Raw genomic sequence first — 25,751 nt, forward strand, 5'->3', positions numbered from 1 at the left:
CGACCGGCCCGGGCCCGAGCTGAGCCGTCTCACAGCCGGTCTTCGGGCGGCTCCCCGGTCACGAACTCGTCCAGCCAGCGCTCCAGCTCGTCCGCGCAGCGCTCACTGCCGGACGGGACGCTGGCGTAGCTGCGGTCCAGGAACTCGCGCAGCGGGTGCTCCTCGGCCCGCAGCACGGCTGAGCCGTTGGTGCCGCGCAGCAGCACCAGCACGTGGTCGTGGTCCTCCTCCGGCTCGATCAGCACGTCGCCGCCGCCGGCCGGTACGTCCAGGCCCTCGGTGAGCAGCTCACGGGCGAAGGTCCAGCGCTGGGTCCCACCGAACGGCAGCATGAAGTCGACGTGCACGGCCAGCGGGTCACGGGCGTCGTAGGCCCAGGTGGAGAGCAGGCAGATCCGGTCGTCCAGCCCCGGCACCAACAGGTCCAGTTCAACCTGGGCCGTCACCTCCGAACTGTTGCCGCTCATCAGGCGCCTCCTCGTGCCGACCACGCCATCGCTGCCATGTGGGCCCGCTCTTGCCCGCCCTGGCGAATCTCAAACCTGTCCGATCGACCGGTCCCCAGCCGGCCCGGAACTGACTCACCGTTACAGCGGTACCGGCTCACGCCCGGGCTCGGCCGATGTGAGCCTGCCTAATGAGCACCCCCGCCGTGACTGCGCAGGCCGCGCCGCCCGTCCTCGATCTGCGCCGGCGCAACATCGTCCTCGGCACCATCATCCTCGGCATGCTGCTCGCCGCCCCCGACCGGACCATCGTCGGCACCGCGCTGCCCACCATTGTCTCCGATCCCGGCAGCGCTTCCCACCTGTCCTGAGTGGTGACCTCCTACCTGCCCGCCGAGACGCGCTCGCCCGGACCGGGCGCCGCCCCGGGGCCTGGGGGCGACCGCCGGTCGAGGGCTTGACCGAACTGCGCGCCTGGTTCGCCCGGGACATCGGCGGGGACCTGACCGCCTCGGACGTCCTGATCACGGCGGGTGGGCAGAGCGTGCTCACCACGGCGCTGCGCTCCCTGGTCGCGCCCGGCGCGCCCGTGCTGGTCGAATCCCCCTCCTACCCGGGCACCTTGGCGGTCGCCCGGGCGGCCGGACTGCGGCCCGTCCCGGTACCGGTGGGCCGCGACGGCGTCCGGACCGAGCTGCTGGCCGACGCCTTCGCCGCCACCCGGGCCCGCGCGTTCGTCTGCCAACCGCTGTTCCAGAACCCGACCGGCGCCGTGCTCTCCCCCGAGCGCCGCCGCGAGGTGCTGCGGATCGCCCGCGCCGCCGGAGCCTTCGTCGTGGAGGACGACTTCGCCCGCCGGCTGGTCCACGCCGACGCCCCCGCCCTGCCGGCGCCGCTGGCGGCCGACGACCCGGATGGCGTGGTGGTGCACGTCCGTTCACTCACCAAGGCGGCCTCCCCGAGCCTAAGGGTCGCGGCCCTGACCGCGCGCGGCCCGGCGCTGGAACGCCTGCGCGCCGTCCAGGCGGTGGACAGCTTCTTCGTGCCACGTCCACTCCAGGAGACCGCACTGGAACTGGTCGGTTCCCCGGCCTGGGCCCGCCAGCTGCGCGAACTCGCCGCCGCGCTGCGGGACCGACGGCACGCGGCCGTCACCGCGCTGCGGCGCGGACTGCCCGGTCTGCCCGGTCTGCCCGGTCTGCCCGAACCGCACGTCCCGTACGGCGGCTACCACCTGTGGCTCAGGCTCCCCGACGGTACCGACGAATCCGCGCTCGCAGCGGCCGCGCTGCGGGCCGGTGTCGCCGTCACCGCCGGCCGCCCGTACTTCGCCGCCGAGGCCCCGGCCCCGCGCCTGCGACTCAGCTACGCCTGCACCGACAGCCCGTCCCAGGTCACCGAGGGCATCGAGCGCCTCGCCCGGGCGTAGCTGCACACCGCGTCAGCCCCCGGCTCAGACTGTCGCTTCGAGCCCGGGCAGGTGTGCCGCCAGTGCGACCTTCAGGGAGAAGCCCCCGTTGTCCAGGGCGATCAGGCTCACCGTGGACCTGACGGTCGACTCGCCCAGCTTCACCTTCTGCTGACCTCCTATCAGGCGCAGCCCGTTGTGGAAGCCGGAGGCGTAGCCGGCGGCGACGAGCTGCTCGGGGTTGGTCCTGTCGCCGCCGGGCCCGCCCATCTCCTTGGGGACCGCGAGGAGTTCGTCGAGCACCCCGTCGGAGGCGCGGACCTCTCCGGTGCGCCCGACGCGCCAGTGCCAGGCAACGCGGCCCGAGGCGGTGGGCCCCGGCCGCGCACCCCCGCGGATCAGCACCGCCGGTCACCTCACCAGGGCACTTCGCCGGCGTCCTCGAAGAACTGGCCGGTCGGGCCGTCCTCGGGCAGGGTCGCGAGCTTGATGGCGATCGCCGCGCCCTGTTCCGGGGTGCGCACGCCGCGGAAGCCGTTGAGGTCGGTCGCGACGTAGCCGGGGCAGCCGGCGTTGATCAGGATGTTCGTGCCGCGCAGCTCCCGGGCGTACTGGAGGGTGACGGCGTTCAGGAACGTCTTCGACGGCGCGTACGCCACGGCCACCGGACCCGTCGTCAGCTCGGCGGCGGGTCCCGCCTGCCGGGTGAGCGAGCCGACACTGCTGGACATGTTCACGATCCGCGGTGCGGCGGAGCGGCGCAGCAGCGGCATCATCGCATTGGTGACGCGGATGACGCCGATCACGTTGGTCTCCACGACCGTGCGGATGGTGGCGGGGTCGACCCGGGTGGGCTCCTGGGGCGCGCCGCCGGCGATGGCGGCGTTGTTGACCAGCACGTCGAGGCGCCCGGCCTGTTCCTCGATCAGCCGTGCGGCGGCGGTCGCGCTCGCGTCGTCGGTGACGTCCAGCGGTACGCCGAACGCGTCGACGCCGACCGCGCGCAGCCGCTCCACCGCGGCCTCACGGCGCTGATCGTCGCGGGCGCCGACTCCGACGCTCCAGCCGAGGGCGCCCAGGCCTGCGGCGATCTCGTAGCCAATTCCCTTGTTCGCGCCGGTGACCAGCGCAATCGTTCGTTCGCTCATGGGCACCATGCTGCCTCTGGGCCTGGCAGGGGGTCCAAGACCGATCAGGTGGGCAGCGATACCGTCCGGGTATGGATCCGGAGTACCGTGGCCGGATGGAGACCCGGGAACTGCGATATTTCGTCGCTGTCGCCGAAGAGTTGCACTTCGGGCGCGCCGCACTGCGACTCGGGATCGCGCAGCCGCCGCTGTCACGGGCGATCCAGCGGCTCGAACGCCGGCTCGGGGCAGCGCTGCTGGATCGGACCAGCCGCAGCGTCACGCTGACCGAGGCCGGCTCGGTGCTGTTGGTCGAGGGCCGAGCGGCCCTCGACGCGGTCGACGCTGCCGAGCGCCGGACCCGCCGCGCCGCCCTCTCCGCGACCGGCCGGCCCGGCCTGGCGCTGGTCACGAAAGCCAGCGCGTCCCGCGAACTGCTGGCGAAACTGCTCGACGCGTACGCCGCCGAACCCGGCGCGGTCCCCATCGAGGTCATCCTGTGCGGCCCGGCCGAGCAGCAACGACTCCTGCGCGAGGGCCGGGCCGACGTGGCGCTGCTGCACCGGCCGTTCGACTCGACGGCCGGGTTCCACACCGAGGAACTCAGCACGGAGGGCCAGGTGGTGGTCCTGCCGGCCGGGCATCCGCTCACCACCCGGGCCCATGTGCGGATGGCCGACATCACCGATCTCCCGGGCCTGCCCCTGCCACGCTGGCCCGACCCCGACGGCAGCTACCCTCCCGGCCCCGGCCCCCAAGTCCGCGACCACGCGCAGTTGTTGCAGCTCGTCGCGCTCGGCCGGGCCTGCGCGGTCTCGCCGGAGTCGTGCCGAGCCCAACTGCACGGTGACCTCGCCGCCGTACCCGTGCTGGACGCGCCGACCGTCACCACCGTGATCGCCTGGCCACCGCACAGCCGATCCAGAGCCGTCGCCGACCTCGTCCGAACTGCGACCCGCCTCTAGCGAGTTGACCACGGACAGCCCCGATGCACCGGTCAGGAGCAGCTCTGCCAACACAGCGGCAAGCTCTTCAACCCGTTCTGGAAGTTGGACACCAGCCGGGCCGGCGGACCGTCGCTGGACAGGGCCAGTTCGGGCAGCTCCAGCATGGTCCGGATCATCGCCTTCAGCTGCATCCGGGCCAGTTGGGCGCCCAGGCAGAAGTGCGGGCCGTAACCGAAGCTGACGTGGTCATTGGGTGTCCGGGTGATGTCGAAGCGGTCCGGGTCCGGGAAGACGGTCTCGTCGCGGTTGGCGGAGCCGTGGTAGACGACCACCTTCTGACCGCGCCGGATCCGGACGTCGGCCAGTTCGACGTCCTGCGTGGCAGTACGGCGGAAATCGACCACGGGCGGCCAGAACCGCAGCATCTCCTCGACGGCCGAGGCGAGCAACTCGGGCCGCCGCACCAGCAACCGGTACTGGTCCGGGTGGCTGAGCAGCGTGTACAGCCCACCCGGGAGGCCGTTGCGCACGGTCTCGTTGCCGGCGATCGCGAACAGGAAGAACGCGGTCTCGAACTCCTCGGTGCTCAGGCCGCCCTCGCGCATCCGGGAGAGCAGGCTGCCCGGCAGGGGGTCGGCCGCGAGACCGTGGGCGTAGGCGAACATGTCGGCCAGGGCGGCCCTGGAGCGGGGGTTGACCGGGCGGCCGTCCGGGGTCGTGCGGGTGGCGGGGCGGGCGGCGAGCGCGGTGCGGCCGAGTTCGGTGAGACGGGACGGGTCCACGGTACGGGAGTCGGCGTAGTCCGCGTCCTGGTACCCGATCACCCGATTCGACCAGTCCGCCAGCAACTGCCGGTCCTGCTCCGGCACCCCCAGAATCCAGGCCAACGTGCGCACCGGCAGGTCCGCCGCCAGCTGAACGAAGTCCGCCCTGCCCAACCCTCGCACCGAATCGACCTGCTCCCGGGCACACCTCTCGATCGCCGCGGCCAACTCCCCCAACGCCCGCGGCGTGAACGCGGCCGCCACGATCCGGCGCAGCCGCGAGTGCTCCGGCGGATCCTGGTTGAGCATCATCGTGCGGGCGAAGTCCAGGTCGGCCGCGGTGTCGGGGTCACGGATCTGGGTCGCGCCCAGCTGCGAGGAGAACACCTCCGGTGTCCGCAGCACGTGCTTCACGTCCGCGTGCCGCAGCACCGCCCAGTACCCCGGCCCGGCCGGCCACGCCCCCACCGCCGGTTCCTCCACCCAGCACACCGGCGACGAGGCCCGCAGCTCCTGCAGCAGCTCGTACGGCACACCGTCGGCGTATGTCTCGGGCAGGAAGATCCGGTTCACCCGCGTCTGATCGAGGATCACGACCACCGACCGTACGCCGACACCACACCAGTGCCTACCTCTCGCGGCGGGTGAGTAGCAGGGCTACGTCGTCGGCGCGGTGGGTGGAGCGGCGGGCGGGGGTGACCAGGCGGTCGGCGAGGGATTCGAGCGAGGCGGGGTCGGCGTGGGCGAGGGCGCTGCGGAGGCGGTCGATGCCCTGGTCGATGCCGGCGCCGGGCTCTTCGACCAGGCCGTCGGTGTAGAGGGCGAGGACCGAACCGGCCGGCAGGGTGAGGGTACTGCAGGGGAACTCGGCGGCGGGGTCGACCCCGAGCAGCGGGCCGCCGGGCAGCTCCAGCACCTCGGTGCGGCCGTCGGGATGGCGCAGCAGTGGCGGGAGGTGTCCGGCGCGGGCGGCGCGGGCGCGGCCGGCGGCCGGGTCCAGCTGGATCAGCAGGCAGCTGGCCAGCAGTCCGGGGTCGAGTTCGGCCAGCAGGTGGTTGGTGCGCGCCAGCACCTCCTCCGGGCCCGCCTGGATGGTCGCGAACGCACGGACGACGCTGCGCAGTTGGCCCATGGTGGCGGCCGCGGCCACGCTGTGGCCCTCGACGTCGCCGATCACCAGGCTCACCCCGTCCCCGGTGACGATCGCGTCGTACCAGTCGCCGCCGATCTCCATGCCGCTGGTGCCGGGCAGGTAGCGGGCGGCGATGGACAGCCCGGGCGGCTCGGGGAGCCGGTTGGGCAGCAGCGCGTGCTGGAGGCCGCGGGCGAGCGCGAACTCGGTGTCGTACAGGCGGGCCCGCTCCAGGGCCTGGGCGATCAGGCCGCCGAGCGCGGTCAGCACACCGCGTTCCTCGGGAGTGAACGGTCGGGACTCCTCGAAGCCGAGGATGCAGCTGCCGACCGGGCGGCCGGAGGCGATCAGCGGCAGGAAGGCCCAGGCGGACCGCTCGTCCAGCGCGATCCCGGGGTAGGCGGCGGCCAGCTCGTCGACCGACTCGAAGAAGATCGGCGAGCCGGTGCTGAGCGCCTCGACCCCGGGCAGCCGGGCCCGCATGGGGGTGCCTTCGAAGCGGTCGAGGAAGCCGTCGGGGTAGCCGGACTGAAAGGACAGGTGGAGCCGGTTGTCGCGGACCACGTAGATCGCCAGCTGCTGGCCGCCGAAGGCCGGCAGGATCTGTTCGGCCACCGTCTCGCACACCTCGCGCACGGTGACCGCCTGGGTGAGCAGGCTGGCCAGCTGCATCAGGTGGTACATCGAGCCGGGGCCGGCCGGCACGGACGTCTGCAGACCGGCCGGCGGGCCCTGCAGCGGGACGGGCGGGCCGGGCGGCGAGTGCCCGGCGGCAGTGGGCCCGCGCGCGGGGCCGTGCTCGGGGGCGGCGGCGGGGACCACCGTGCCGGTCACCCCGTGGGCGTCGGGGTAGAGCGAGAAGGCCAGCCAGTTCTCCGGCGGGCGGCAGGCCAGGAACGAGGTGGGCTGTTGGGAGAGCATCGCCGCCCGGTAGCGGTCCTCGTAGGTCGGATCGGCGAGCCAGGGCAGCGCCTCCCAGGGGTGGCGGCCGAGCAGGTCGGCGCGGGTGACGCCGAGCATCATCTCGGTGGCCCGGTTGACGCAGGTGATCCAGCCGTCCGGGTCGAGCGAGAAGACGCCGTGGCGCAGCCGCTCGATGGCGGCGGCCGCGGCCTCGCCCCAGGAGGCGTCGAGCACCGCCCCGACCAGCTGACGGGGGTTGGCGGCGAGGGCGCGGGCCCACAGCTGGACGGTACGGGTGCGCCCGTCCTCCTCGGTGAACCGCAGCCGCAGCGCGAGTGGTTCACCGCCGCCGTTCGGGTCGGTGCGCAGGGTGGACGCGGCGACCCGCAGGGTGGCGAGGTCGCCGGGGTGGAGCCGGCGGCCGAGCTCTGCGGACGTGGCGACCAGGGCCTGCGGGGAGAGCCCGAGCAGCGCGCCGGCCCGCTCGTCGGCGGTGAGCAGGTCGGTGCTGAGATTCCACTCGAACAGGCCGATGGCGGCCATCGGCCCGGGCGGCGCCGGCAGTTCGACGATGGCCGGGCTGTCGTCGGACTCGACCTGCTCGCCGCTCTCGGCCAACGCGGCGAGTGCGGCGCCCAGCCGGTTGGCCAGAGTGCGCAGGTGACGCCGGGCGCTGGGCACCATGCCGTGCGCGGAGGCGGGCCAGAGCGCGCAGAGCACGCCGTAGCTCTCCGACCCGCTACTGATCGGTACATAGAGGGAGGCGAAGGCGTAGGGCAGGCCGACCAGGAGCTGCGGGAAGCGGCGCATGGTCTCCTCGGGGCCGCTGAGCGCGACCGTGCGTCCGGTCCGGTAGGCGACAGCGCCCGGCAGCGCACTGCCGGCGGACACCCGTTGGAAGGCTCCGACCAGCGAGACGGGGACGCCGGCGACGGCGCTGAGCTGCAGCGCGCGGCGGTCCCGGGAGCGCAGGTAGATCAGGCAGCCGTACGAATCGCTGGACTGGACGGCCTTGCGAACTGCGGCAGCGAGCAGTTCGTCGCGGGACTCACGAGGCTCGTCGTGGGACTCACGAGGCTCGTCGTGGGACTCACGGGGCTCGTCGCGGAGTTCGGCGGGCTCGACGGCCTCCGGCGCGGGTCCGTCCGGCTCGGGTGCGGGGGCGTCGGCGGCGCGGCTGCGCGGGCGGCATGGCGGGCGCTGCCCGGCTCGGGCCCGGTGCGCTTCGCCCTGGTACCGCTGCCCGGTCGCGACCCGATGGGGTCCGCCGGTACGCCCTCGCGCACTCTCCCTCTCTATCCCCGGCCGCCAGGGGTGTCAACCGGGGCCCGACGTGCTCGGCGATGGCGGCGGCGCGGACCAGGGCCGAGGATGGACGGTAGGCCGTGCGCGATCGTCACCCCCGGGGGCCAGGGAGTTCCGCCATGCCGGTGCACAAGGTCCGAACGGACGTCAGCGTCCTGAGCGACAGTCTCGAGGTGCCCGGCATCGGGCACATTCCCGTCAACGCCTTCGTTCTGGGGGCCGCCGAGCCGGTCGTCGTCGACACCGGACTGGGGCTGCCGGACCGGAACTTCCTGGAGACGCTCGGTTCGGTGCTGGAGCCCGCCGACGTGCGCTGGATCTGGCTCACCCACCCGGACCGGGACCACACCGGCGGCATCTTCGACCTGCTGGCGGCGGCGCCGCGGGCCCGCGTCGTGACCACGTTCATCGGCGTCGGAATCATGTCCTGCGAGCGGCAGTTGCCGCTGGACCGGGTGTACCTGCTCAACCCGGGGCAGTCGCTGGACGTCGGCGACCGCACCCTCACCGGGTTCCGGCCGCCGCTGTTCGACAACCCGGCCACGGTCGGCTTCTTCGACGACTCCACCGGGGTCTGCTTCAGCTCGGACTGCTTCGGTGGTCCGATGCCCAGTGCGGAGCTGGCGCAGGCCACCGACGTCCGGGCGCTCGACCCCGAGGATCTGCGGGCGGCGCAGCTGCTCTGGGCGAGCGTGGACAGTCCCTGGTTGGAGAACGTGGACGAGCGACGGTTCCGCGCCTCCTTCGGGACGCTGCGGGACCGGGAACCGGAGCTCGTCCTCTCCACCCACCTGCCGTCGGCTCCGGGGATCACCGGACCGATGATCGACACGCTGAGTTCGGCGGCCGGCCGCTCCCCCTTCCTCGGACCGGACCAGGCGGCGCTGGAGCAGATGCTGGCCGGCTTCGAGCCCGCAGCGGGCGGCCGCTGAAAAAGTTCTCGAGGCGTTGAACCCCCCTCCGGGCAGTTCCGTGTTGAGGGTGCGAGCGACCTGAGCGCTCGCGGACCTCACACCAATTCACCTGTATCCAGGGGGAGTTCGCCATGCCCAAGACCAACGGTCGCCGCCTGATCCTCGCTGCCGGCCTCACCGCGATCGCACTCGCCGCCACCGCCTGCGGCACCACCACGAGCCCGTCCGCCGCGCCCGCCGCGCCTGCGGCTGCCGCCCCGGCCGGCAGTGCGGCGGCCCCGCGTCGAGCCCCGCCGCCGGTGCGGCGGGCGCGGCCGGCGCCGCCAAGCTCGTCGCCGTCGACTCCACCAAGCTGGGCCCGATCGTGACCGACTCCGCCGGACGCACCCTGTACCGCTTCGACAAGGACACCAACAAGCCCTCCGCCACCAACTGCACCGACGCCTGCGCCGCGAAGTGGCCGCCGGCCACCGTGCAGGACAAGGTCGACCTCGAGGGCGTCAGTTCGGCCCTGGTCGGCAGCGTGACCCGGCCCGACGGGACCAAGCAGCTGACCCTGAACGGCTGGCCGCTGTACCGCTTCGCCGGGGACAGCGCGGCCGGCCAGCTCAACGGGCAGGGCGTGGGCGGCACCTGGTTCGCCAGCACGCCCGAGGGCAAGAAGGCGCAGGGCGCCGGGCAGGCGCCGGCCCCGAGCGCCTCCGCCAGCGCCTCGCAGAACGGCGGCTACTCGAGCGGGTACTGACGATCGGCCACCGACGGCCGGCCGCTCGATCGCCCGGCCGTCGGCCCCGCCCCGCAGGCCGGGGCGGACTTGCCGCCACGGCGGTGAGCTGGAGAGACTGTCGCGGTGAACCCAGGTCGCGACCGCCGTCCGCTCGAGGGCATGGCGCTACCCGTCGGCACCCTGCTCTGCGTGGTGCTGGCGCTCGGCCTCCTGACGGTGCACCTGTGGCCGAAGCCGCCGGGCTCCCCGGACTACGTCCGGATCACCGAGGTCGGCGCCGAGCCGCCGACCGGACCGCCCGGCCCGGACGCGTCCACCGGCTCGTACACCGAGGACTGCGGGCGCAACCAGCAGCAGCACCGCAACACCGACAACGTGGTGATCTCACCGGGCAACGTCGGCGGCGCCCACCACGTGCACGACTACGTGGGCAACCTGTCCACCAACGCGCTGTCCACCGACCAGACCCTGGCCGCCGCCGGGACCAGCTGTGTCGGCGGCGATCTCTCCAGCTACTACTGGCCGGTGCTGCGCCGCACCGACCGCGGCGCCTCACCGGACAGCCAGGACGACGAGCACGGCAACAGCGGTGAGATCCTCGACCCCGAGTCGGTCTCCGTCGAGTTCCTCGGCAACCCGTGGAGCCAGGTCGTCCCGATGCCGCGCTTCCTGCGACTGCTGGAGGGCGACCCGACGGCGGGCACCGACGGCGGCGCCCAGGGCCATGCGCGGTGGGGCTGCAGCGGGTTCCCGGACCGGGCGACCACCCGCTACCCGCTCTGCCCCGGCAGCAGCCTGCTCACCCGCACCCTGGACTTCCCGAGCTGCTGGGACGGGCGCAGCACGGACAGTTCGGACCACCGCACCCAGGCGGTGTTCCCCGGCCCCTCGGGCGTCTGCCCGCGCGACACCTTCGCGATCCCGCACCTGCGGGTGACCGTCGGCTACCGGCCGCCGCCGGGCCGGGCGTTCGCACTGGACGCCTTCCCCGAGCAGCAGCACGACCCGACCACCGACCACGGGGTGTTCATCGACGTGATGACCGACAGTCGGATGGCGTCCGTGGTCGCCTGCCTGAACCAGAACCGCAACTGCCGGGAATCCGGTTGAACCCATCGCCCGTGCCGGACGTGCTGAGCGTGGCACATCACGACGGAGGAGTGGGGCGGATGGCAGGAACCCGATCCAGCGCCCGGCAGGGCGCAGCCGACGAGGCGTTGATCCGGACGCTGTACGAGCAGCACGGCGGCGCGCTGCTCGCCTATGCCGTCCGGTTGACCGGTGACCGGGCGGCGGCCGAGGACGTGGTTCAGGAGACCCTGATCCGCGCCTGGCGCAACCCCGATGTACTGACCAACAACCGAGGCTCGGTCCGTGGTTGGCTGCTGACGGTGGAACGCAACCTGATCACCGACCGGTTCCGGGCCCGGGCGGCGCGGCCGGCCGAGGTCGCCGAGGTGTCGGAGGAGCTGGCCACCGTGCCGGTGGCGCACGACCACGCGGACACCGTGGTGGAGTCGCTGGTGATGACGGAGGCGCTGGACCAGCTGTCCGCCGACCATCGCGCGGTGCTGCGGTCGATCTACTTCCAACGGTTGTCGGTCGCCGAGACGGCCGAGCAGTTGGGGATACCGGCGGGGACGGTCAAGTCCCGTGCACATTACGCGCTGCGGGCGCTGAAGCAGTCGTACACCGGGCGGGCTGGGACGTTGAAGGAGGCAGCGGTATGAACACCGAGCAGCACCAGCAGAGCGCGGGGCTCCTCGGCGCCTACGTCCTCGGCGCGTTGGAGGCGGCGGACCTGGCGTCGGTCGAGCGGCACCTGCTCGACTGCCCGCCCTGCCGGCAGGAGGTGGCCGAATTGCAGGATCTGGAACGAGCGTTGGGCGAGGTGCCGCCCGAGCTACTGGTGGACGGGCCGCCCGAGGGTGGTGACCTGCTGCTGCAGCGCACCCTGCGGCAGGCCCGCAGCGAACGCGGCACGCAACACCGCCGCCGCTGGGCGCTGGTCGGCGTGGCGGCGGTGGTCGCGGCCGCGGCCGTGCTGACCGGCGGCGTGCTGCTGGGCCGGGCGACGACTCCCGCAACGCCGCCCGTCGCGGTCGGCCCGGCGCCGTCGGTGTCGGTGACGCCGCCCCCGGCCGGCACCCGGACGGCCTCGGCGACCGACCAGTCGACGGGCGCCCGGATGACCCTGACGGTCACTCCGGCGGCGGGCTGGGTGCGGGTGAGCGCGGCCGTCACCGGCGTCCCCGCCGGTCAGCGCTGCCGCCTGGTGGTCAACGGCAAGGACGGGACGGCCACCGACGCGGGCAGCTGGCTGGTCTCCCCGGCCGGTGCCAAGTCCGGTACCTCGCTGGACGGATCGGCGCTGGTCGCGCCCGCCGAGGTCAGCTCGGTGTCGGTGGTGAACGACGCGGGGCAGACCTTCGTGACGGTCCCGCTGTAGCCGCTCCGGAGGCTCCCTCGGCCCGCGGCCGGCGGAGCCTCCGGAATCAGTCCTGACGTAGCGTCAGAAGCCCGGTGCCTGATAGCCGTTCAAGTACCAGAAGGCGGCCGAGTACCAGACCAGCGCGATCGCACAGATCAGCACGCCGCCCGCCACCGGCAAGGCCCAACCGGGCAGCCGGCGGTGGCGCACCACGATCACCTTGGCCACGAACGCGCCGTACAGGAAGCAGCCGGTGACCGCGTGCAGGGCCACCCGGCTGTCGGTCAACTGCGCACCGTAGGCGACCAGGCAGTGCTGGGCGATCGGGAGCGAGAGCAGGAAGGCGACCAGGCCGGTGACCCGGTGCGCGGTCCGCACCGGCTTCGGGGCCGGGCCCACGGCGGGCAACCGCCCGTACATCCACAGTGCCAGCAGCAGTTGGATCACCGCCAGGCCGAGCAGGGCGGTGCCCAGCTCGGCCTTCAGCTGGTTGGCGTCGCTGCCCCGCTGCCCGAACAGGCTGGCGGTGTAGTCGGGGGTGTGGGCCCGGCCGTACCAGTAGAGCCCGGCCGCCACCGCGATCGGCAGCAGCGCCCACAGCGCCACCCGAAGCGGAGCCAACGGTTGCCACCCGGAGGGTGGATCAGCGCGGTGCACTGCTCAGCTGCCCTCGACCTTGTTGCCCTTGGCGTCGACCACGAACCACTTGGCACCGAACGCGGTCGACCCCTCGCCCGAGGTGTCACCCTTCGTCGCGTCCCCGGTGAAGCGGTACAGCGGGTGGCCGTTGTAGACGACCTGGGTCCTGCCGTCGGGCCGGACGCTGGTGCTCAGCAGCGCCTGGTCGGCGCCGCTCCCGGCCGTGGGTGCGTCGGTCGTGGTCACCGGCGGCCAGGACGCCGCGCAGGCGTCGGTGCAGGTGGAGGTCGCCGAGGTGTCCTTCTCGAACAGGTACAGCGTCCAGCCGGCGGAGTCGACCAGGATCCCGGGGAACTTCCCGGCCGCGGCCACCGAGATGACGGCGCCGGCGCCCGTCACACTCGCACTGGCGCTCGCACCACCCGTCGCGTATCCGGAGGCCGACGCGGCGGCCGACGGCGAGCTGCTCGCGGCGGTCGACGTCTTCGTGCTGCTGGAACAGCCACCGCAGACGGCTACCAGCAGGGCGACGGCGGCGACCGAGGTGGCGGCCAGGCGGGCTTGTCCCATCGAAGCTCCTCCGGTGAGCGGATCGAATGTGCTCCCCCACACCTGCCCCCGGTCCGGCCGCCGCCGGCTCCAGGCGCGCCCGTAGCTCAGCGGTTCGGGTCGGGCGATTGAGCCGAATGGCAGACCGGGCAGGCGGCGGCCCCGGCAGCGGTGGGAGGGTCGGCGCAGCCGGCTGCCGGAGGGAAGGGGTTCGGGATGACCGCGCGGTGCGGGCGGGTCCGGGTCCTGCTCAGCCTGTCCGCTCTGCTGGCAGTGGTGGCGGGCTGCGCCTCGGGGCCGGCGGGCGGGCCGTTCGACGGCGGGTTCCCCGGCTCGGCGGCGGTCTCGGCCGGTGCCCGGGCCCCGGTCGCGCTCGCGCCCGGCGACTGGCCCACGTACCACCGGGACGCGGCCCGCAGCGGTCTGGCGCCGGGCCTGCCGCCGGCCGGCGGGGTGGCCCGGCTGTGGCGGGCCGCACTGGACGGGGCCGTCTACGGGCAGCCTCTGGTGGTCGGGGACCAGGTGCTGGCGGCGACCGAGAACAACACGCTGTACGCCCTGGACGCTGCCACCGGCGCGGTCCGGTGGCAGCGTCATGTGGGCGCGCCGGCCCGGGGCGCGGAGCTGCCGTGCGGAAACATCGACCCGCTGGGCATCACCGGCACCCCGGTCTTCGATCCGGCGACCGGACTGGTCCTCGCGGTCGCCGAACTGACCGGCGGCCGCCACCAGCTGGTCGGGCTGAACGCCGCCACCGGCGCGCCGGCGGTCAGCCGGGAGGTCGAGCCGCCGCAGGGCGACCGCCTGGCGCACCAGCAGCGGAGCGCGCTCGCGCTCTGGCAAGGGCGGGTCCAGATCGCCTTCGGCGGCCTGTACGGCGACTGCGGACAGTACGTCGGCGCGCTGCTGTCGGTGCCGGTGACCGGCAGCGGCCCGACCCTCGCCTACTCGGTGCCCACCCCGCGCCAGGGCGGGATCTGGGCGCCGGGCGGGCCGGTGGCGGACGGCGAGCGGCTGCTGGTCTCGGTCGGCAACGGCTCGGCCACCGGTGGCGGCTACGACGGCTCCGACTCGGTCCTCGCGCTCTCCGCGGACCTGCAGCGGACTGACTTCTTCGCACCCGCCTCCTGGGCCCAGGACAATGCCGCCGACCTCGATCTCGGGTCACTGTCACCAGTGCTGATCGGGCGCCAGGTACTGATCGCGGGCAAGCGCGGCACCGCCTACACACTGGCCGCCGACCACCTGGGCGGGATCGGGGGCCGACTCTCCCAGGCCCAGGTCTGCCCCGCCTACGGGGCTGCGGCGGTCGACGGACGCACCGTCTACCTGCCGTGCAGCGACGGCCTCGCCCAGCTGACGGTGGCCGAGGACGGGACGATCCACCCGGGCTGGCGGGTCCCGCTGAACGGCGCCGGCTCGCCGGTGGTCGGCGGCGGCGCCGTCTGGGTGGTCGACCAGGGCGGCGACCGGGGCAGCGGGCAACTGGACCTGCTCGACCCGGTCGACGGGCGGATCCGCGAGCGGCTGCCGGTGGGTCAGGTGCCGCACTTCGCCTCGCCGGTGCTCTCCGGCGCCCGGATCTTCCTCGGCACCATGGACGGCGTCCTCGCCTTCACCGGCGCCTGACAGCCGCGGGCGAAACCGGACGAACACGGACGAACACGGACGAACTCGCGCAGAACACAGGCTCCCGACGCGCGAAGATCGCAGTCCACGAGCGCGCGGGCCGCCGACAGGGCAAGCTGGCACGGATCATTTCCGCGAGCCCCACCTGACGAGAGGTTAGTACCTTGGCCACCGACTACGACGCCCCCCGCAACACCGGCGACGAGAGCGACAACGACAGCATCGAGGAACTGAAGGGCCGACGCGACCAGAAGGCGGACACCGCGGTCGACATCGACACCGAGGCCGTCGAGGGCATCGAGCTTCCGGGCGCCGACCTGTCGGGTGAAGAACTCACCGTCCGGGTCGTCCCGATCCAGCAGGACGAGTTCACCTGCATGACCTGTTTCCTGGTGCACCACCGCACCCAGCTCGCAGGCGAGGACAAGAACGGCCAGCCGATCTGCCAGGACTGCGCCGGCACCTCCTGACCGGCGCCCACCGCCCACCGCCCCACCGGTGACGGCGTGCGCGACGGCGGCATTGACGTCGTCGCGCGGCGGGTGGCGGGTCCCTGCCTGCCGGACGGGTGAACCGTGGGTCCGTTCGGCGGCCGTGGCCCCGGTGCTGCCCGCCGCCGGGCCCGGTGCGGAGGATCGTGGCTGGCATGCAACGACCGAACATCCTCCGTACCTGCGCCCTGGTGGTCGGCGTGCTGCTGATCGCGGGCGCGTTCCTGACCGCCTTCTGGATCACCCCGACCTATGTGGCCCGGCTGCCCGACGACGTCGACGTGCAGCGCCCGTTGGCCGGCACCTTCAAGACCCTGCTCGACGGCCAGGCACTGGCCCAGGGAAGCCTGGCGACGGCGCTCAAGCACGATGTCCCGCTCACCATCGACCGGCAGGTCAAGGTGCTGAAGACCGCGGAGAACACCGCGCTGGTCAGCGATGCGCGGACGACCAGCGCGGCGGGCACCAAGGTCGAGCAGACCACCTGGCAGTACGCGGTGGACCGGCGCAGCCTGGAGCCGTCGTCGCACCACCCGAGCAACTGGTCGGTCGTCGACGCACACGGCCTGACGATCAGCTTCCCGTTCGGCGCCCAGAAGAAGACCTACACCGGCTGGGTGCCGGAGACCGCGACCACCACGCCGGTCACCTACACCCGCGCGGAGCAGCGTTCCGGCCTGCAGACCTACGTGTACCAGGCGAGCGTCACCGCCACCCGGATCACCGACAGCCAGGTGCTGGCCGGTCTGCCCAAGGCGCTGCCGCAGAACCTGCTGAAACTGCTGGTCGAGTTCGGCCCGCTGACGCCTGATCAGCAGCAGAAGCTGACGGCGCTGCTCCCGGCCCTCGGCGATCCGGCCCCGCTCTCGTACACCCTTCAGGGCAGCGACACCTTCTGGGTGGAGCCGGAGACCGGCGCGGTGCTCGACATCCAGCGCTCCCAGCAGCGCATCGCGGCGGTCACCGCCCCCGACGGCAGCCTCGTCCCGCTGCTCCCGGTCATCGACGCCGACTACCGGCAGACCCCGGCGGCCGTGTCCGACGCCGTGAGCGACGCGAAGGACGGGCGCGACGCGATCCAGCTGGCCGGCACCACGCTGCCGATCATCGCGGGCATCCTCGGCGCGCTGCTCATCCTCGGTGCGCTGTTCATCCCCCGTCGCCGCCGCCCGGAGAGCGCGCCGCCGGAGGACGTCTCGCCCGAGGGGGGCGACTCAGGGGCGGTTCAGGAGTGACTGTCGGTCAGTAGTAGCCCGTCGAGCCGTCGACCAGCTCGCGGACGATGTCCAGGTGCCCGGCGTGCCGCGCGGTCTCCTCGATCATGTGCAACAGCGTCCAGCGCAGCGTGGCGGCGCCGGCCCGGAACTCCGTCTGCCGGCCGGCGTCGTCCAGTCCGTGGGCCGCGATGATCTCGTCCGAGACGGCGCACTGGCGGGTGTACTCCGCCAGCAGCTGCGCCAGCGGGACGCCCGCCACCCGCATGTCCCCGTCCTCGACGCTCTCGTCGAACAGCGGGCCGGACGGCGGCCGTCCCATCAGCATCACCTCGAACCAGCAGTGCTCGACCCACCGCATGTGCGAGACCAGGCCCGCGACGGTCATCAGCGGCGAGGTCGGGATCACCACCTTGTGGGCGTCCTCCTCGGAGAGCCCCTCGCACTTCCAGTGGATGATCGCCCGCTGCATGTCGAGCCAGCTGATCAACTGCGCTCGCTCGTCGACGTCGTAGGCGGGACGGGTGCGGGAAGGAGAGGTCATGGGCGACCACCGTACTGGGACCGGTCGCGCGGCGCCCGGCATTTTTGGCTCGACGTCCTCGCCGCGTCCTCACCGCGTCCTCACCGCGTCCTCTCGACGCCCTCGCGGCGTCAGGAGGCGTCGGGCTCCCGGTCCGGGCCCTGCGCGCGCAGCCGCCGCACCTGCTCCAGGGACTCGCGCAACTCCCCCAGCCAGTCCTCCGAGTGACGCTGCACCAGCTTCACGCACCAGCCGAGCGCCTCGCTGCGGCTGCGCGCCACGCCGGCCTCCACCAGGGTGTCGAGCACCTGCCGCTCGGGCTGGCGCAGCCTGGTCATCACCGGCGCCGCCACGGTGGTGAACAGCGCCCTGGTCCCCTCGCACTCGGCGCCCCAGGAGACCTTGCGCCCGAACCGGTGCTCGGCCTCGCGGGCGACGGCCATCCGCTCGCCCCTGGTGCGCTCGCGGAACTCGGCGAGCCGCCCCTCCACCGCGGCCGCCCGCTCCGCCGGCGACACCTCGGCACCGATCTCCGGCCCCGGGATCCGGCCGACGACGGTGATCTCCTCGCGGTCCACGGCGACCTCGACCAGCTCGACGAAGAGCCCGTCCGGGAGCCGCCCGGTGAACCAGCCACGCAGCGTTTCCTGCTCTGATGTAATCATGTAATCAACATTACGCCTCGCTCGAGCGTTGGCAAGGCCCTGGGCGAGACGGCGTTCGCCACGGCGGCATCCCTGGGAGACTGGGACCGTACCCATCCCCTGACGACCCCGTCGGGAACGGAGGGACGGTATGTCCGCCAACGGCAGCACCCGGAGCAAGTGGGCGGCGACGGTGAGCGGTTCGGTCCCGGCACCGCCGGACGAGGTGTTCGCGCTGGTCACCGACATCGCGCGGCTCCCGGAGTGGAACAGCGCCCTGAAGCGCGTCATCGAGCAGCCTGCGGCCCTGCAGCCGGGGGTCGAGTGGGTGGTCCGGATCAGGCCGGCGGGGTGGCCGGGCTGGGCCAGCCGGTCGCGGCTGGAGGAACTGGACCCGCGACGCCGGGTCTTCCGGCACCGCTCGACGGCCGAGGACCGCAATCCGTCCTACGCCGAGTGGCGCTGGCAGGTGGAGCCCGATGCGGACGGATCGCGGCTCACCGTCAGCTGGGAGCTGCACCCCAAGACCGTCGGACGCCGACTGCTGGCGGCGCCACTGCGCCACCGCCGGCTGGTCCGGGTGGAGGTGCCGGACTCGATCGCCGCGCTGGCCAGCCTGTTCGCCCGCCGGTGAGAAGCGGCCATGCCCGGGTTCCCCTTCGTCGGCCGTGCCGAGGTGCTGGCCGACCTCGACGCGGCGCTCGCCGACGCCCGGGCCGGGCGCGGCGCGCTGCTGGCGCTGACCGGCCCGGCGGGCGCCGGCAAGACCCGGGCGGCCGAGGAGGCCACACTCCGCGCCAAGGGGTTCCGGCTGCTCTGGACCTGGTGCCCGCCCGGCGCGGCCGCCGGCGCGCTACAGCCCTGGTCGGCGGTGGCCCGCGAGCTGGTGACCGGTGATCTGGCCGGTGGGCGGCTGGTCCGGGCCTCGCCGGGGCTGCGGGCGCTGGTGGCCGGTCGCGGCGTCGGCGGCCGGTCCGGCGGGTTGTCCGGTACCGGCGGGCTGTCCGGCACCGACCCGCAGGCGGCCCGGCTACGGCTCACCGGCGACCTGGTCCAACTGGTCCGTACCGGCGCCGCCGACCGGCCGCTGCTGCTGGTCGTCGACGACCTCCACGAGGCCGACGCCTCCTCCGTCCAGCTGCTGCTGGAACTGGCGGCCGGGGTGCGGACGACGCCGGTGCTGCTGCTGGTGACAGCGCGGGACGAGCCGGCGGCCTGGCGCGGGCGGGCTGCCGAACGGGCGGCGCTGCTGCGCACCGCGCGGAGCCTGCCGGTCGGACCGCTCGCGGAGCCGGAGGTGACCGCCCTGGTCCGGGCCGCCACCGGGGACTCCGCCGATCCGGCAACCGTCCGCGAACTGCTGGCCCGCACCGGCGGCGACGCCTTCTTCGTCACCGAGCTGCTACGCCACCGCGCCGCCGATCCGGTGCCAACCTCCGTACGGGCCGCCGTCGAGGCCCGGACCGCGCAGCTGCCGGCGGACTGCGCCCGGGTGTTGGGGGCCGCCTCGGTGCTCGGGACCGGATTTCGGCTGGACGTGCTCGGCGAGGTCGCCCAGGTGCCGTTGGGCGAACTGCGCGCGGTGCTGGCCGAGGCGGTGGCCGGCGGGCTGCTCGCCATGGTGGAACCGGGGTCCGGCGCGTTCCGGCACGACCTGATGCGCGAAGCGGTGTACGCGGCGCTGGAGCCGGCCCGGCGGGTCGAGTGGCACGATCGCGCGGCGGCCGTGCTGGCGCGGTTCACCGCGCGCGGCCGCGACGTCGGGCCCGCCCAGGTCGCGCACCACCTGCTGCTGGCCGGGCCGGAACGGGCCACCGAGGCCGCCGAGTTCGCCCGGCGGGCCGGGCACCGGGCAGCGGAGCTGCTGGCGTACGAGGACGCCGCCCACTGGTACGAGCGCTCCGTCGCGGCCCTGGGCACCGCCGGTGCGACGGACGGCCTGCTCGCCGAGTCGCTGCTCGACCTCGGGACGGCCCGGCTGGGCGCCGGGGAACGGGCGGCGGCACGCGCGGAGTTCCTGCGGGCCGCCGCCGTGGCCCGGCGCTGCGGGCGTCCCGACCTGCTGGCGGGCGCGGCGCTCGGGCTCGGCGCCGGACCGACCGGCTTCGAGGTGGACCTTCTCGACCGGACCCAGCTCGACCTGCTCACCGAAGCCCGAGCGGGGCTCGCGGCAGCGGGCCCCGCCGCAAGCGGATCTTCCCGGCAGTGGCCCTCGCTGCTGGCGGCCGTCACCGCGCGGCTGTCCGTGGCGGCCACCCTGATCGAGCCGGAGGCCGATCGGCGGGCCCTTGCCGAGGAGGCCGTGCGGCTGGCCCGGGCGGGCGGGGACGCCGCCACTCTCGCCTATGCGCTTTCCGCGCTCTGCGACGCGCAGGCCGGTCCGGCGCACTGCCGTGAACGCCGTGGCTGGTCCACCGAGATCGTCGAGTTGGCCCGGCAGCTGCCCGACCTGTCGCTCGAACTGCTCGGCCGCCGGCTGCGCTTGGTGGCCCTGCTGGAGCTCGGCGATCTCGCCGGGGCCGACGCCGAGGCGCAGGCCTTCGGTGCGGCGGAGGGCGCCCTGCGCCAGCCGTTGTACGCCTGGTACCCGGCGCTCTGGCAGGGCATGCGCGCGCTGCTGGAGGGACGGTTCGAGGACTGCCGGCGCAGCCTCGACCGGGTGGCGGAGCTGGGCCGCCGGGCCGGCAGCGACAACGCCCCGCTGCTTGCCGCCACTCAGCGCTGGTGCCTGCTCGCCGAGTTGGCGGACCGCGAAGGCCTCGCGGAGCTGCTCACCGGGCTGCCCGCGCTGGATGAGCTCCCGGGGGTGTGGCCCAAGGTCACCAAGGCGCTGGTCACCGCCCAACTCGGCGACCTCGATCAGGCCCGTCGGCGACTGGCCGCCGTGGCGCCGCTGCTGGCGGGCGCGCCACGCGACAGCGAGTGGCTGCCGATGCTCGCCCAGGTCGCCGAGACCGTGGCGCTGACCGGCCCGGCCCCGGTGGCCCGGCAGCTCTACGACTGGCTGGCGCCGTACCGGGAGCTGTTCGTGGTGGAAGGCATCGGCGCCGCGGTGCGCGGCCCGGTGCATCGTCACCTCGGTCTGCTGGCCAGCGCGCTCGGCGAGCCGGAGGCCGCGCGGCGCCACTTCGACGCGGCCCTGGCGGCGACCCGCGCGATCGGCGCGACCCGGCTGGCCGAGCGGATCGCCCGGGAGGCCGGCAGCTCCCCGGAGGCCGGCAGCTCCCGGGAGGCCCGCCCGGCGCCGCCCGCGGAGGAGCACCAGGTGTTCCGGCGCACCGGCGAGCTGTGGCAGCTCCGCTACGCCGGCCGCGAGGCGATCCTGCCCGACAGCAAGGGGATGCGTGACCTGGCGGTGCTGCTGTCCCGGCCCGGCACCCCGGTGCCGGCGCTGGACCTCGCCACCGCAGCCGGCGCCGGCTCGCGGTCGGTCGACGGGGCGCACTCCCCCGATGGCCTCGATGGCCTCCACTCCCCGGGCGACACCGGCGAACTGATCGACGCGACCGCCCGCGCCGCCTACCGCAGCCGGCTCCAGGAGCTGGAGCGCGAGGCCGCCGACGCGGACGCGGCCGGGGACGCCGAGGGCTCCGCGCGGATCGCCGTCGAGCGCGATGCGCTGGTCGGCCAGCTCTCGGCCGCGTACGGTCTGGGCGGCCGGGCTCGCCGCACCGGCTCCGCCCCCGAGCGGGCCAGGACCGCCGTCACCGCCCGGGTGCGGGCCTCGATCGACCGGATCGCCCGCGCGCACCCCGCTCTCGGTCGGCACCTGGCCAACGCCGTGCACACCGGCACGCTCTGCGTGTACGAGCCCGAGCAGCCGGTGGTCTGGCAGCTGTGAGCCGTGGCCGCACATCGTGCCGGCCGATCTCACGCCCTCCAGGTGAAGGGGGCCGGAACGGATCGAGGAGGCCACCGTGCCACGCATCTCCAAAGCCGAGGCGGCGCTCGTCCTGGACGAGCCGGTGATCGAAGGCCGCTACGCCGAACTGGACGGCTACACCGTCGGGTTCGAGACCCACAAGGCCGACATGGACCCGGCGACCCTGTTCGCCGGACTGCCCGAGGACCGCTGCCAGTGCCCGCACTGGGGTCTGGTGGTGACCGGAAAGCTGGTGTTCCGCTACCGGGATCACGACGAGGTCTACCAGGCCGGCGACGCCTACTACGGCGCGCCCGGCCACCTGCCGCTGGTCTTCGCCGGCACCGAGCTGATCGAGTTCAGTCCGACCGAGGCGCTGGAGCGGACCATGGCGGTCGTCGGCCGCAACCTGGACGCCGCAAAGCTCGGCGGCGCACTGACCGGGAGTTGAGCGATGAACGAGACGCTGGCGACCCGCCTGATCAGCTTCATGGAGACGGGAACCGTGCCTGAGGGCCTGTTCCGGCCGGACGTTTTCTGCGACCTCACGCTGCCGGCCTGGCGGCTCCAGTCCGAGGGCATCGAGGACCTGGTCGCGCTGCGCAAGGGCGGCCACCCGTCCCCGGGGAGGATCCCGCGCCACCGGGTGGACACCACACCGACGGGCTTCGTCCTCGAGGTCGAGGAGCGCTGGGAGCAGGACGGGCAGTCCTGGTACTGCCGGGAGCTGTTGCGCGCGGACGTCGAGGAGGGCGCGATCGCCCGGGTCTCGGTGTACTGCACCGGCGACTGGGACGCCGACCAGCAGCGCCGCCATGCCGAGGAGGTGACGCTGCTCAGGGCCTGAGCCATGGGACTGGCCGGTCTAGGAGAGGGAGATACCGAAGGTGTTGAGGATCGGCGTCATCGGGACGTACATCACCTGCCAGAAGCAGACGGTGTCGACCGCGGTGTCACTGCCGCCACGACACTGGATCTGGGTGCCTTTGCCGCCGGCCACGATGATTCCGCGCGCGGTCATCGCCGCCTGCGGGCCGGCCGGGTCGGCCACCACGGGGCCGCCGCTGTCGCCCAGGGCGACCACGACGGCGTGACCGCCGCGGTGCTCGCCGACGTCCACCGGGCTGATCACGTCCCCGTGCTCGTTGGCCATCCTGCCCTCGACCCCGGTCAGTTCCACGTCGCAGTGGTAGCCGGATGCGGCGCCCGAGGTGCAGGTGAGGTCGCCGACGTTGTTCCGTCCCGCGCCGTACAGGCCCCGGGTGGAGGGCGAGTTCCAGGCGCTGTCGAAGAACCGGCCCTCGGGGGTCTGGTCGATGCCGACCAGCGCGACGTCCAGCGCGCTGTTCGACTCCAGGCCGGGGCCGACCACCTGGCCGTCGCCGGTGCGGTAGTCGCCCAGCGGGCCGCAGTGCGCGGCGGTCAGCAGGACCCGCTGGTTGCCCTTGAAGCCGCCGAAGCCGGTGGAGCAGAACGAGCCCCGCGGAGTGCGCAGTTCGGCGCCGGCGTCCCACGGCCCGCGAGCGGCGCCGCGGGAGCCGGCCAGCGGTACGAAGCCCTGGCCGGGCGTGGCGCTGACCGGAACGCCCGTCATGGCAGCGGCCCTCGCCGCGTACCGGTCCGCGCTCGGCATCGGGCCGGCGATCCGGTGCGAGGTGGTCGGCTGGTAGGTGATCCGGATTCCGCTGCCCTGTTCCTGGCGGAACACCGAGGACCACTCCCCGGCCGAGCCGCGGGTCGCCGCGACGAACACGTCGATGGCGCGGTCCAGCTCGGCCCGGGAGAACCGGGCGGGATGCACGCTGACGGTGTACTGGTCGGGGGTCCTGGTGCTGATGATCGTACTGACCAGGGGCGGCAGCTCGCCCTTCCAGTACAGGGCCAGCGCGCGTGCGGTCGGGTCGACGATGATCCCCGCGTAGCCGTCGGTGCCCGGGGTGTGACTGTCCACCAGGTCCTGGATCGCGTCGGCGACCTGATGGAGCTTCGCCTGCCGGGTGCCGATGTCCTCGGTGATCAGGTTCACGCCGTGCAACAGGCCGCCCGCCTCGTCAACGGGCGGGGTGGGTCCCGCGCTGGACACGAAGAGGACCGCGACGGCGGCGAAGGCCACGGTCAGTGAGCGGCGAGGTCGCATGGACGGAGGTCTCCCAGCTGCGGACGGGGCGACCCCGGCCGCCACAGCAGGGCCGGGGCCGGGCACGGCGGTCCCGCCCTGTTAACGACCGCGCGGCGCATTGGCCACCGCCTCGGGCGAGCCAGTACCGCCCCATCCGTCCTGCGGTCAGGGCTGGTCGTACCAGGAGAAGGCCGCGATCCGCCAGCCCTGTGAGGTGCGGACGAACTGGATCGTCTTGGTCCCGCCGCCCTCGAACGGCTCACCGTCCAGGATCCCGGACTTGCGGTACTCGCCGAACCGCGAGGCGATGTCGCCCGCCAGCTCGGTCCGTTCCGAGGTCTCCCACTCCGAGAACTCGACCAGCCGACCGTCCGTCAGCAGCCGCCGGCGAGGCTCGATGAACTCCTCCACCGTGTACACCGTGAACTCCGGGCCGGTCTTGACGATCACACCCTCAGGTATGACCAGCCGCCGGATCCGCTCCAGGTCGGCCGTCTTCCCGCCCCGATTGTCAAAGGCCCCGAAGAACTCGGCGGTCAGCACATCAATCTCGATCTTCGACATGGCGCGACGGTAACACCGGGTCCTGACCGGCTTTCGGGCCCAGCACGGCGGGCGTCGACCGGCCGATCGGCTCAGGATGTAAGGAGTGCACGCGTCGACGGGAGCGGGCCATGACGAGTTGGCAGCTGCGGGACTTCGCGCCGGACGATCTGGAGGCCGTCGTCCGGCTGGACGCCCCCGCGAACCCTCCTGGCGACGAGGGCGGAGCCGACGACCGGGTGTTCCGGCTGTCGGACGTGGTCGCCGCCCTGCAGGCCGCGCACCCGGCGGTGGTGGCCGCGGCGGGCGAGCAGATCGTCGGCGCGGCGGTGGGCCGGGTGGACGGTGAGCGGGCCTGGGTGCTGCGGATCAGCCAGCACCCGTCCTGGCGGAACATGGGCCTGGGCAGCGCCCTGCTCGGCGCCCTGGAACACCGGCTGCTGGCCGCGGGTGCCCGGACGCTGGCGGCCCTGCTCCCGGACGAGGACCCTGGAGCCGTCGCCCTGCGCAACTCCGGCTTCCGTCCCCGCCCGGGCATGACCTACTTCCAGAAGTCCGAGGCGGTGACCGCCCAGGACGTGGTGCTGCTCTCCTCGCTGGGCGCGGAGGTCCCGAGCACGGGGCTGTGGGGCACGCTGGCGGGGATGGCCGCCGAGAAGCGACTGATCGAACGGCGCCTGGTGCTGCCGCTGGCCAATCCCGTGCTGGCCGCCCAGCACGGGGTGGAGCCGCCGCAGGCCGTCGTCCTGTTCGGGCCGCCGGGGACGGGCAAGAGCACCTTCGCGAAGGCCGTGGCCGGCCGCCTGGGCTGGCCGTTCGTGGAGCTGTTCCCGTCGCGGCTGGGGCTGGCCGACACCATGGCCGCCGGTCTGCGCGAGTGGTTCGACGAGGTGGCCCGACTGGACCACGTGCTGCTCTTCATCGACGAGGTCGAGGAGCTGGCCGGTCGGCGCAGTGCGGCCGAGCCGGCGGCCACGGCGGTGGTCAACGAGCTGCTCAAGTCGATCGTCCGGTTCCGCGACCGGGAGAGCCGGCTGCTGATCTGCGCCACCAACGACGTGGCGGCCCTCGATCCGGCCTTCCTGCGGCACGGCCGCTTCGACTACGTGCTGCCGGTCGGCCCGCCCGACCACGAGGCGCGGCGCGCCCTGTGGTCGAGCTACCTGGCCCGGGCCGGCGCGCAGGCGGACACCGGCGCCCTCTCGGACGCCAGCGAGGGGTTCACCCCGGCGGACATCGCCCAGGCGGCCCGTACCGTCGCCCAGGCGGTCTTCGAACGGACCCTGGACACCGGTGAGCGCTCGCATCCGAGCACCGACGACTACCTGCAGACCATCCGACGCACCCGGCCGACGGTGACGACCGAGATGGCGCTGGCGTTCGCCGACCACACCGTGCGCTTCGGCCGGGTCTGAACCCCGCCCGGCCGCCGGC

The 25,751-nt window shown here is 73.7% G+C and carries 27 protein-coding genes and 1 pseudogene; 17 read left to right on the forward strand and 11 right to left on the reverse strand.

Annotated features, from left to right (window positions below):
- Nucleotides 1-29: 29 nt before the first annotated feature.
- The gene (locus BR98_RS12590) at nt 30-467 is read right to left on the reverse strand and encodes an SsgA family sporulation/cell division regulator (RefSeq protein WP_051969705.1); all 438 of its coding nucleotides are present in this window, start codon (nt 465-467) and stop codon (nt 30-32) included.
- Between the two features lie 185 nt (nt 468-652).
- On the opposite strand from BR98_RS12590, the gene BR98_RS41190 reads away from it, so the two are divergent.
- Entirely contained in the window at nt 653-817 is a 165-nt protein-coding gene (locus BR98_RS41190) for a hypothetical protein (protein WP_232247969.1), read from the forward strand.
- A pseudogene (locus tag BR98_RS12595) lies at nt 814-1,875 on the forward strand (aminotransferase-like domain-containing protein); the annotation flags it as partial. The gene BR98_RS41190 and the pseudogene BR98_RS12595, both read left to right, overlap by 4 nt.
- 24 nt (nt 1,876-1,899) lie before the next feature.
- Here the strand turns inward: BR98_RS12595 and BR98_RS41195 are convergent.
- On the reverse strand, nt 1,900-2,259 hold the full coding sequence (locus BR98_RS41195; protein ID WP_232247387.1) for an OsmC family protein: 360 nt from the start codon (nt 2,257-2,259) through the stop codon (nt 1,900-1,902).
- Nucleotides 2,260-2,270: 11 nt separating this feature from the next.
- On the reverse strand, nt 2,271-3,002 hold the full coding sequence (locus BR98_RS12605; RefSeq protein WP_035844425.1) for an SDR family NAD(P)-dependent oxidoreductase: 732 nt from the start codon (nt 3,000-3,002) through the stop codon (nt 2,271-2,273).
- A gap of 95 nt (nt 3,003-3,097) precedes the next feature.
- Between BR98_RS12605 and BR98_RS12610 the strand changes: the two genes are divergently transcribed.
- Nucleotides 3,098-3,946, forward strand: coding sequence for a LysR family transcriptional regulator (locus BR98_RS12610; RefSeq protein ID WP_035851900.1), 849 nt, complete (start codon nt 3,098-3,100; stop codon nt 3,944-3,946).
- A gap of 32 nt (nt 3,947-3,978) precedes the next feature.
- Here BR98_RS12610 and BR98_RS12615 read toward each other — a convergent pair whose 3' ends face one another.
- The gene (locus tag BR98_RS12615; RefSeq protein ID WP_232247388.1) at nt 3,979-5,286 is read right to left on the reverse strand and encodes a cytochrome P450; all 1,308 of its coding nucleotides are present in this window, start codon (nt 5,284-5,286) and stop codon (nt 3,979-3,981) included.
- A gap of 34 nt (nt 5,287-5,320) precedes the next feature.
- The gene (locus BR98_RS12620; RefSeq protein ID WP_051969706.1) at nt 5,321-7,762 is read right to left on the reverse strand and encodes a SpoIIE family protein phosphatase; all 2,442 of its coding nucleotides are present in this window, start codon (nt 7,760-7,762) and stop codon (nt 5,321-5,323) included.
- A 389-nt stretch (nt 7,763-8,151) separates the two neighbouring features.
- On the opposite strand from BR98_RS12620, the gene BR98_RS12625 reads away from it, so the two are divergent.
- From BR98_RS12625 to BR98_RS12645, 6 genes are all read left to right on the forward strand, one after another.
- Nucleotides 8,152-8,964 (forward strand): MBL fold metallo-hydrolase, encoded by an 813-nt coding sequence (locus BR98_RS12625; RefSeq protein WP_035844427.1) that lies wholly within the window; start codon nt 8,152-8,154, stop codon nt 8,962-8,964.
- A 113-nt stretch (nt 8,965-9,077) separates the two neighbouring features.
- Complete coding sequence (locus BR98_RS41200) at nt 9,078-9,314, forward strand: hypothetical protein (protein ID WP_232247389.1); 237 nt, start codon at nt 9,078-9,080, stop codon at nt 9,312-9,314.
- Entirely contained in the window at nt 9,311-9,691 is a 381-nt protein-coding gene (locus tag BR98_RS12630; RefSeq protein WP_051969707.1) for a hypothetical protein, read from the forward strand. Before BR98_RS41200 ends, BR98_RS12630 begins: the two co-directional genes overlap by 4 nt.
- A 141-nt stretch (nt 9,692-9,832) precedes the next feature.
- A complete protein-coding gene (locus BR98_RS12635; protein WP_035851911.1) occupies nt 9,833-10,783 on the forward strand; it encodes a DUF1996 domain-containing protein in 951 nt (316 codons plus the stop codon).
- Nucleotides 10,784-10,842: 59 nt separating this feature from the next.
- Entirely contained in the window at nt 10,843-11,403 is a 561-nt protein-coding gene (locus BR98_RS12640) for a sigma-70 family RNA polymerase sigma factor (RefSeq protein ID WP_035844428.1), read from the forward strand.
- Nucleotides 11,400-12,122 carry a zf-HC2 domain-containing protein gene (locus BR98_RS12645; protein WP_035844431.1) on the forward strand — a complete coding sequence of 241 codons (723 nt, stop codon included), beginning with the start codon at nt 11,400-11,402 and terminating at the stop codon, nt 12,120-12,122. The genes BR98_RS12640 and BR98_RS12645 overlap by 4 nt, the downstream gene beginning before the upstream one ends.
- Before the next feature lie 63 nt (nt 12,123-12,185).
- Here BR98_RS12645 and BR98_RS12650 read toward each other — a convergent pair whose 3' ends face one another.
- Together BR98_RS12650 and BR98_RS12655 are read right to left on the reverse strand one after the other, a co-directional pair.
- Complete coding sequence (locus BR98_RS12650) at nt 12,186-12,725, reverse strand: DUF6529 family protein (protein ID WP_051969708.1); 540 nt, start codon at nt 12,723-12,725, stop codon at nt 12,186-12,188.
- 39 nt (nt 12,726-12,764) lie between these two features.
- Nucleotides 12,765-13,313 (reverse strand): COG4315 family predicted lipoprotein, encoded by a 549-nt coding sequence (locus BR98_RS12655; RefSeq protein WP_035844433.1) that lies wholly within the window; start codon nt 13,311-13,313, stop codon nt 12,765-12,767.
- Nucleotides 13,314-13,508: 195 nt separating this feature from the next.
- Between BR98_RS12655 and BR98_RS12660 the strand changes: the two genes are divergently transcribed.
- The 3 genes from BR98_RS12660 (at nt 13,509) to BR98_RS12670 (ending at nt 16,647) form a co-directional block, all read left to right on the forward strand.
- Nucleotides 13,509-14,921, forward strand: a complete 1,413-nt coding sequence (locus BR98_RS12660) for an outer membrane protein assembly factor BamB family protein (RefSeq protein ID WP_051969709.1) — start codon at nt 13,509-13,511, stop codon at nt 14,919-14,921.
- Nucleotides 14,922-15,085: 164 nt separating this feature from the next.
- Nucleotides 15,086-15,391 carry a DUF4193 domain-containing protein gene (locus BR98_RS12665; protein ID WP_035844434.1) on the forward strand — a complete coding sequence of 102 codons (306 nt, stop codon included), beginning with the start codon at nt 15,086-15,088 and terminating at the stop codon, nt 15,389-15,391.
- 176 nt (nt 15,392-15,567) lie between these two features.
- Nucleotides 15,568-16,647 carry a porin PorA family protein gene (locus tag BR98_RS12670; RefSeq protein WP_035844435.1) on the forward strand — a complete coding sequence of 360 codons (1,080 nt, stop codon included), beginning with the start codon at nt 15,568-15,570 and terminating at the stop codon, nt 16,645-16,647.
- Nucleotides 16,648-16,654: 7 nt separating this feature from the next.
- Here the strand turns inward: BR98_RS12670 and BR98_RS12675 are convergent, their stop codons facing one another.
- Both BR98_RS12675 and BR98_RS12680 read right to left on the reverse strand, forming a co-directional pair.
- On the reverse strand, nt 16,655-17,170 hold the full coding sequence (locus tag BR98_RS12675) for a DinB family protein (protein WP_035844437.1): 516 nt from the start codon (nt 17,168-17,170) through the stop codon (nt 16,655-16,657).
- Between the two features lie 110 nt (nt 17,171-17,280).
- A complete protein-coding gene (locus tag BR98_RS12680) occupies nt 17,281-17,814 on the reverse strand; it encodes a hypothetical protein (RefSeq protein ID WP_035844438.1) in 534 nt (177 codons plus the stop codon).
- A gap of 130 nt (nt 17,815-17,944) precedes the next feature.
- Between BR98_RS12680 and BR98_RS12685 the strand changes: the two genes are divergently transcribed.
- From BR98_RS12685 to BR98_RS12700, 4 genes are all read left to right on the forward strand, one after another.
- On the forward strand, nt 17,945-18,427 hold the full coding sequence (locus tag BR98_RS12685; RefSeq protein ID WP_035844442.1) for an SRPBCC family protein: 483 nt from the start codon (nt 17,945-17,947) through the stop codon (nt 18,425-18,427).
- A 9-nt stretch (nt 18,428-18,436) separates the two neighbouring features.
- Nucleotides 18,437-21,634: an ATP-binding protein gene (locus tag BR98_RS12690; RefSeq protein ID WP_035844445.1), complete on the forward strand. Its 3,198-nt coding sequence runs from the start codon at nt 18,437-18,439 to the stop codon at nt 21,632-21,634.
- Nucleotides 21,635-21,710: 76 nt separating this feature from the next.
- On the forward strand, nt 21,711-22,106 hold the full coding sequence (locus BR98_RS12695) for a cupin domain-containing protein (protein ID WP_035844449.1): 396 nt from the start codon (nt 21,711-21,713) through the stop codon (nt 22,104-22,106).
- Nucleotides 22,107-22,109: 3 nt separating this feature from the next.
- Nucleotides 22,110-22,502 (forward strand): hypothetical protein, encoded by a 393-nt coding sequence (locus tag BR98_RS12700; RefSeq protein ID WP_035844458.1) that lies wholly within the window; start codon nt 22,110-22,112, stop codon nt 22,500-22,502.
- 18 nt (nt 22,503-22,520) lie between these two features.
- Here the strand turns inward: BR98_RS12700 and BR98_RS12705 are convergent, their stop codons facing one another.
- Together BR98_RS12705 and BR98_RS12710 are read right to left on the reverse strand one after the other, a co-directional pair.
- Nucleotides 22,521-23,792 carry a chymotrypsin family serine protease gene (locus BR98_RS12705; RefSeq protein WP_157537720.1) on the reverse strand — a complete coding sequence of 424 codons (1,272 nt, stop codon included), beginning with the start codon at nt 23,790-23,792 and terminating at the stop codon, nt 22,521-22,523.
- Nucleotides 23,793-23,939: 147 nt separating this feature from the next.
- Nucleotides 23,940-24,338: a nuclear transport factor 2 family protein gene (locus BR98_RS12710; RefSeq protein WP_035844463.1), complete on the reverse strand. Its 399-nt coding sequence runs from the start codon at nt 24,336-24,338 to the stop codon at nt 23,940-23,942.
- Between the two features lie 110 nt (nt 24,339-24,448).
- Here BR98_RS12710 and BR98_RS12715 point away from each other — a divergent pair, with 110 nt between their 5' ends.
- Nucleotides 24,449-25,732, forward strand: a complete 1,284-nt coding sequence (locus BR98_RS12715) for an ATP-binding protein (protein WP_035844466.1) — start codon at nt 24,449-24,451, stop codon at nt 25,730-25,732.
- Nucleotides 25,733-25,751 lie beyond the last annotated feature (19 nt).

The organism is Kitasatospora azatica KCTC 9699 (genome assembly GCF_000744785.1).
Taxonomy (GTDB): Bacteria; Actinomycetota; Actinomycetes; order Streptomycetales; family Streptomycetaceae; genus Kitasatospora; species Kitasatospora azatica.

Bases quoted from the DNA above. Each gene is read 5' to 3' on its own strand.
- BR98_RS12590 (WP_051969705.1), bottom strand. From the start codon at position 467: ATGAGCGGCAACAGTTCGGAGGTGACGGCCCAGGTTGAACTGGACCTG.
- BR98_RS12605 (WP_035844425.1), bottom strand. From the start codon at position 3,002: ATGAGCGAACGAACGATTGCGCTGGTCACCGGCGCGAACAAGGGAATT.
- BR98_RS12610 (WP_035851900.1), top strand. From the start codon at position 3,098: ATGGAGACCCGGGAACTGCGATATTTCGTCGCTGTCGCCGAAGAGTTG.
- BR98_RS12625 (WP_035844427.1), top strand. From the start codon at position 8,152: ATGCCGGTGCACAAGGTCCGAACGGACGTCAGCGTCCTGAGCGACAGT.
- BR98_RS41200 (WP_232247389.1), top strand. From the start codon at position 9,078: ATGCCCAAGACCAACGGTCGCCGCCTGATCCTCGCTGCCGGCCTCACC.
- BR98_RS12635 (WP_035851911.1), top strand. From the start codon at position 9,833: ATGGCGCTACCCGTCGGCACCCTGCTCTGCGTGGTGCTGGCGCTCGGC.
- BR98_RS12640 (WP_035844428.1), top strand. From the start codon at position 10,843: ATGGCAGGAACCCGATCCAGCGCCCGGCAGGGCGCAGCCGACGAGGCG.
- BR98_RS12645 (WP_035844431.1), top strand. From the start codon at position 11,400: ATGAACACCGAGCAGCACCAGCAGAGCGCGGGGCTCCTCGGCGCCTAC.
- BR98_RS12655 (WP_035844433.1), bottom strand. From the start codon at position 13,313: ATGGGACAAGCCCGCCTGGCCGCCACCTCGGTCGCCGCCGTCGCCCTG.
- BR98_RS12660 (WP_051969709.1), top strand. From the start codon at position 13,509: ATGACCGCGCGGTGCGGGCGGGTCCGGGTCCTGCTCAGCCTGTCCGCT.
- BR98_RS12670 (WP_035844435.1), top strand. From the start codon at position 15,568: ATGCAACGACCGAACATCCTCCGTACCTGCGCCCTGGTGGTCGGCGTG.
- BR98_RS12675 (WP_035844437.1), bottom strand. From the start codon at position 17,170: ATGACCTCTCCTTCCCGCACCCGTCCCGCCTACGACGTCGACGAGCGA.
- BR98_RS12680 (WP_035844438.1), bottom strand. From the start codon at position 17,814: ATGATTACATCAGAGCAGGAAACGCTGCGTGGCTGGTTCACCGGGCGG.
- BR98_RS12685 (WP_035844442.1), top strand. From the start codon at position 17,945: ATGTCCGCCAACGGCAGCACCCGGAGCAAGTGGGCGGCGACGGTGAGC.
- BR98_RS12690 (WP_035844445.1), top strand. From the start codon at position 18,437: ATGCCCGGGTTCCCCTTCGTCGGCCGTGCCGAGGTGCTGGCCGACCTC.
- BR98_RS12700 (WP_035844458.1), top strand. From the start codon at position 22,110: ATGAACGAGACGCTGGCGACCCGCCTGATCAGCTTCATGGAGACGGGA.
- BR98_RS12705 (WP_157537720.1), bottom strand. From the start codon at position 23,792: ATGCGACCTCGCCGCTCACTGACCGTGGCCTTCGCCGCCGTCGCGGTC.
- BR98_RS12710 (WP_035844463.1), bottom strand. From the start codon at position 24,338: ATGTCGAAGATCGAGATTGATGTGCTGACCGCCGAGTTCTTCGGGGCC.
- BR98_RS12715 (WP_035844466.1), top strand. From the start codon at position 24,449: ATGACGAGTTGGCAGCTGCGGGACTTCGCGCCGGACGATCTGGAGGCC.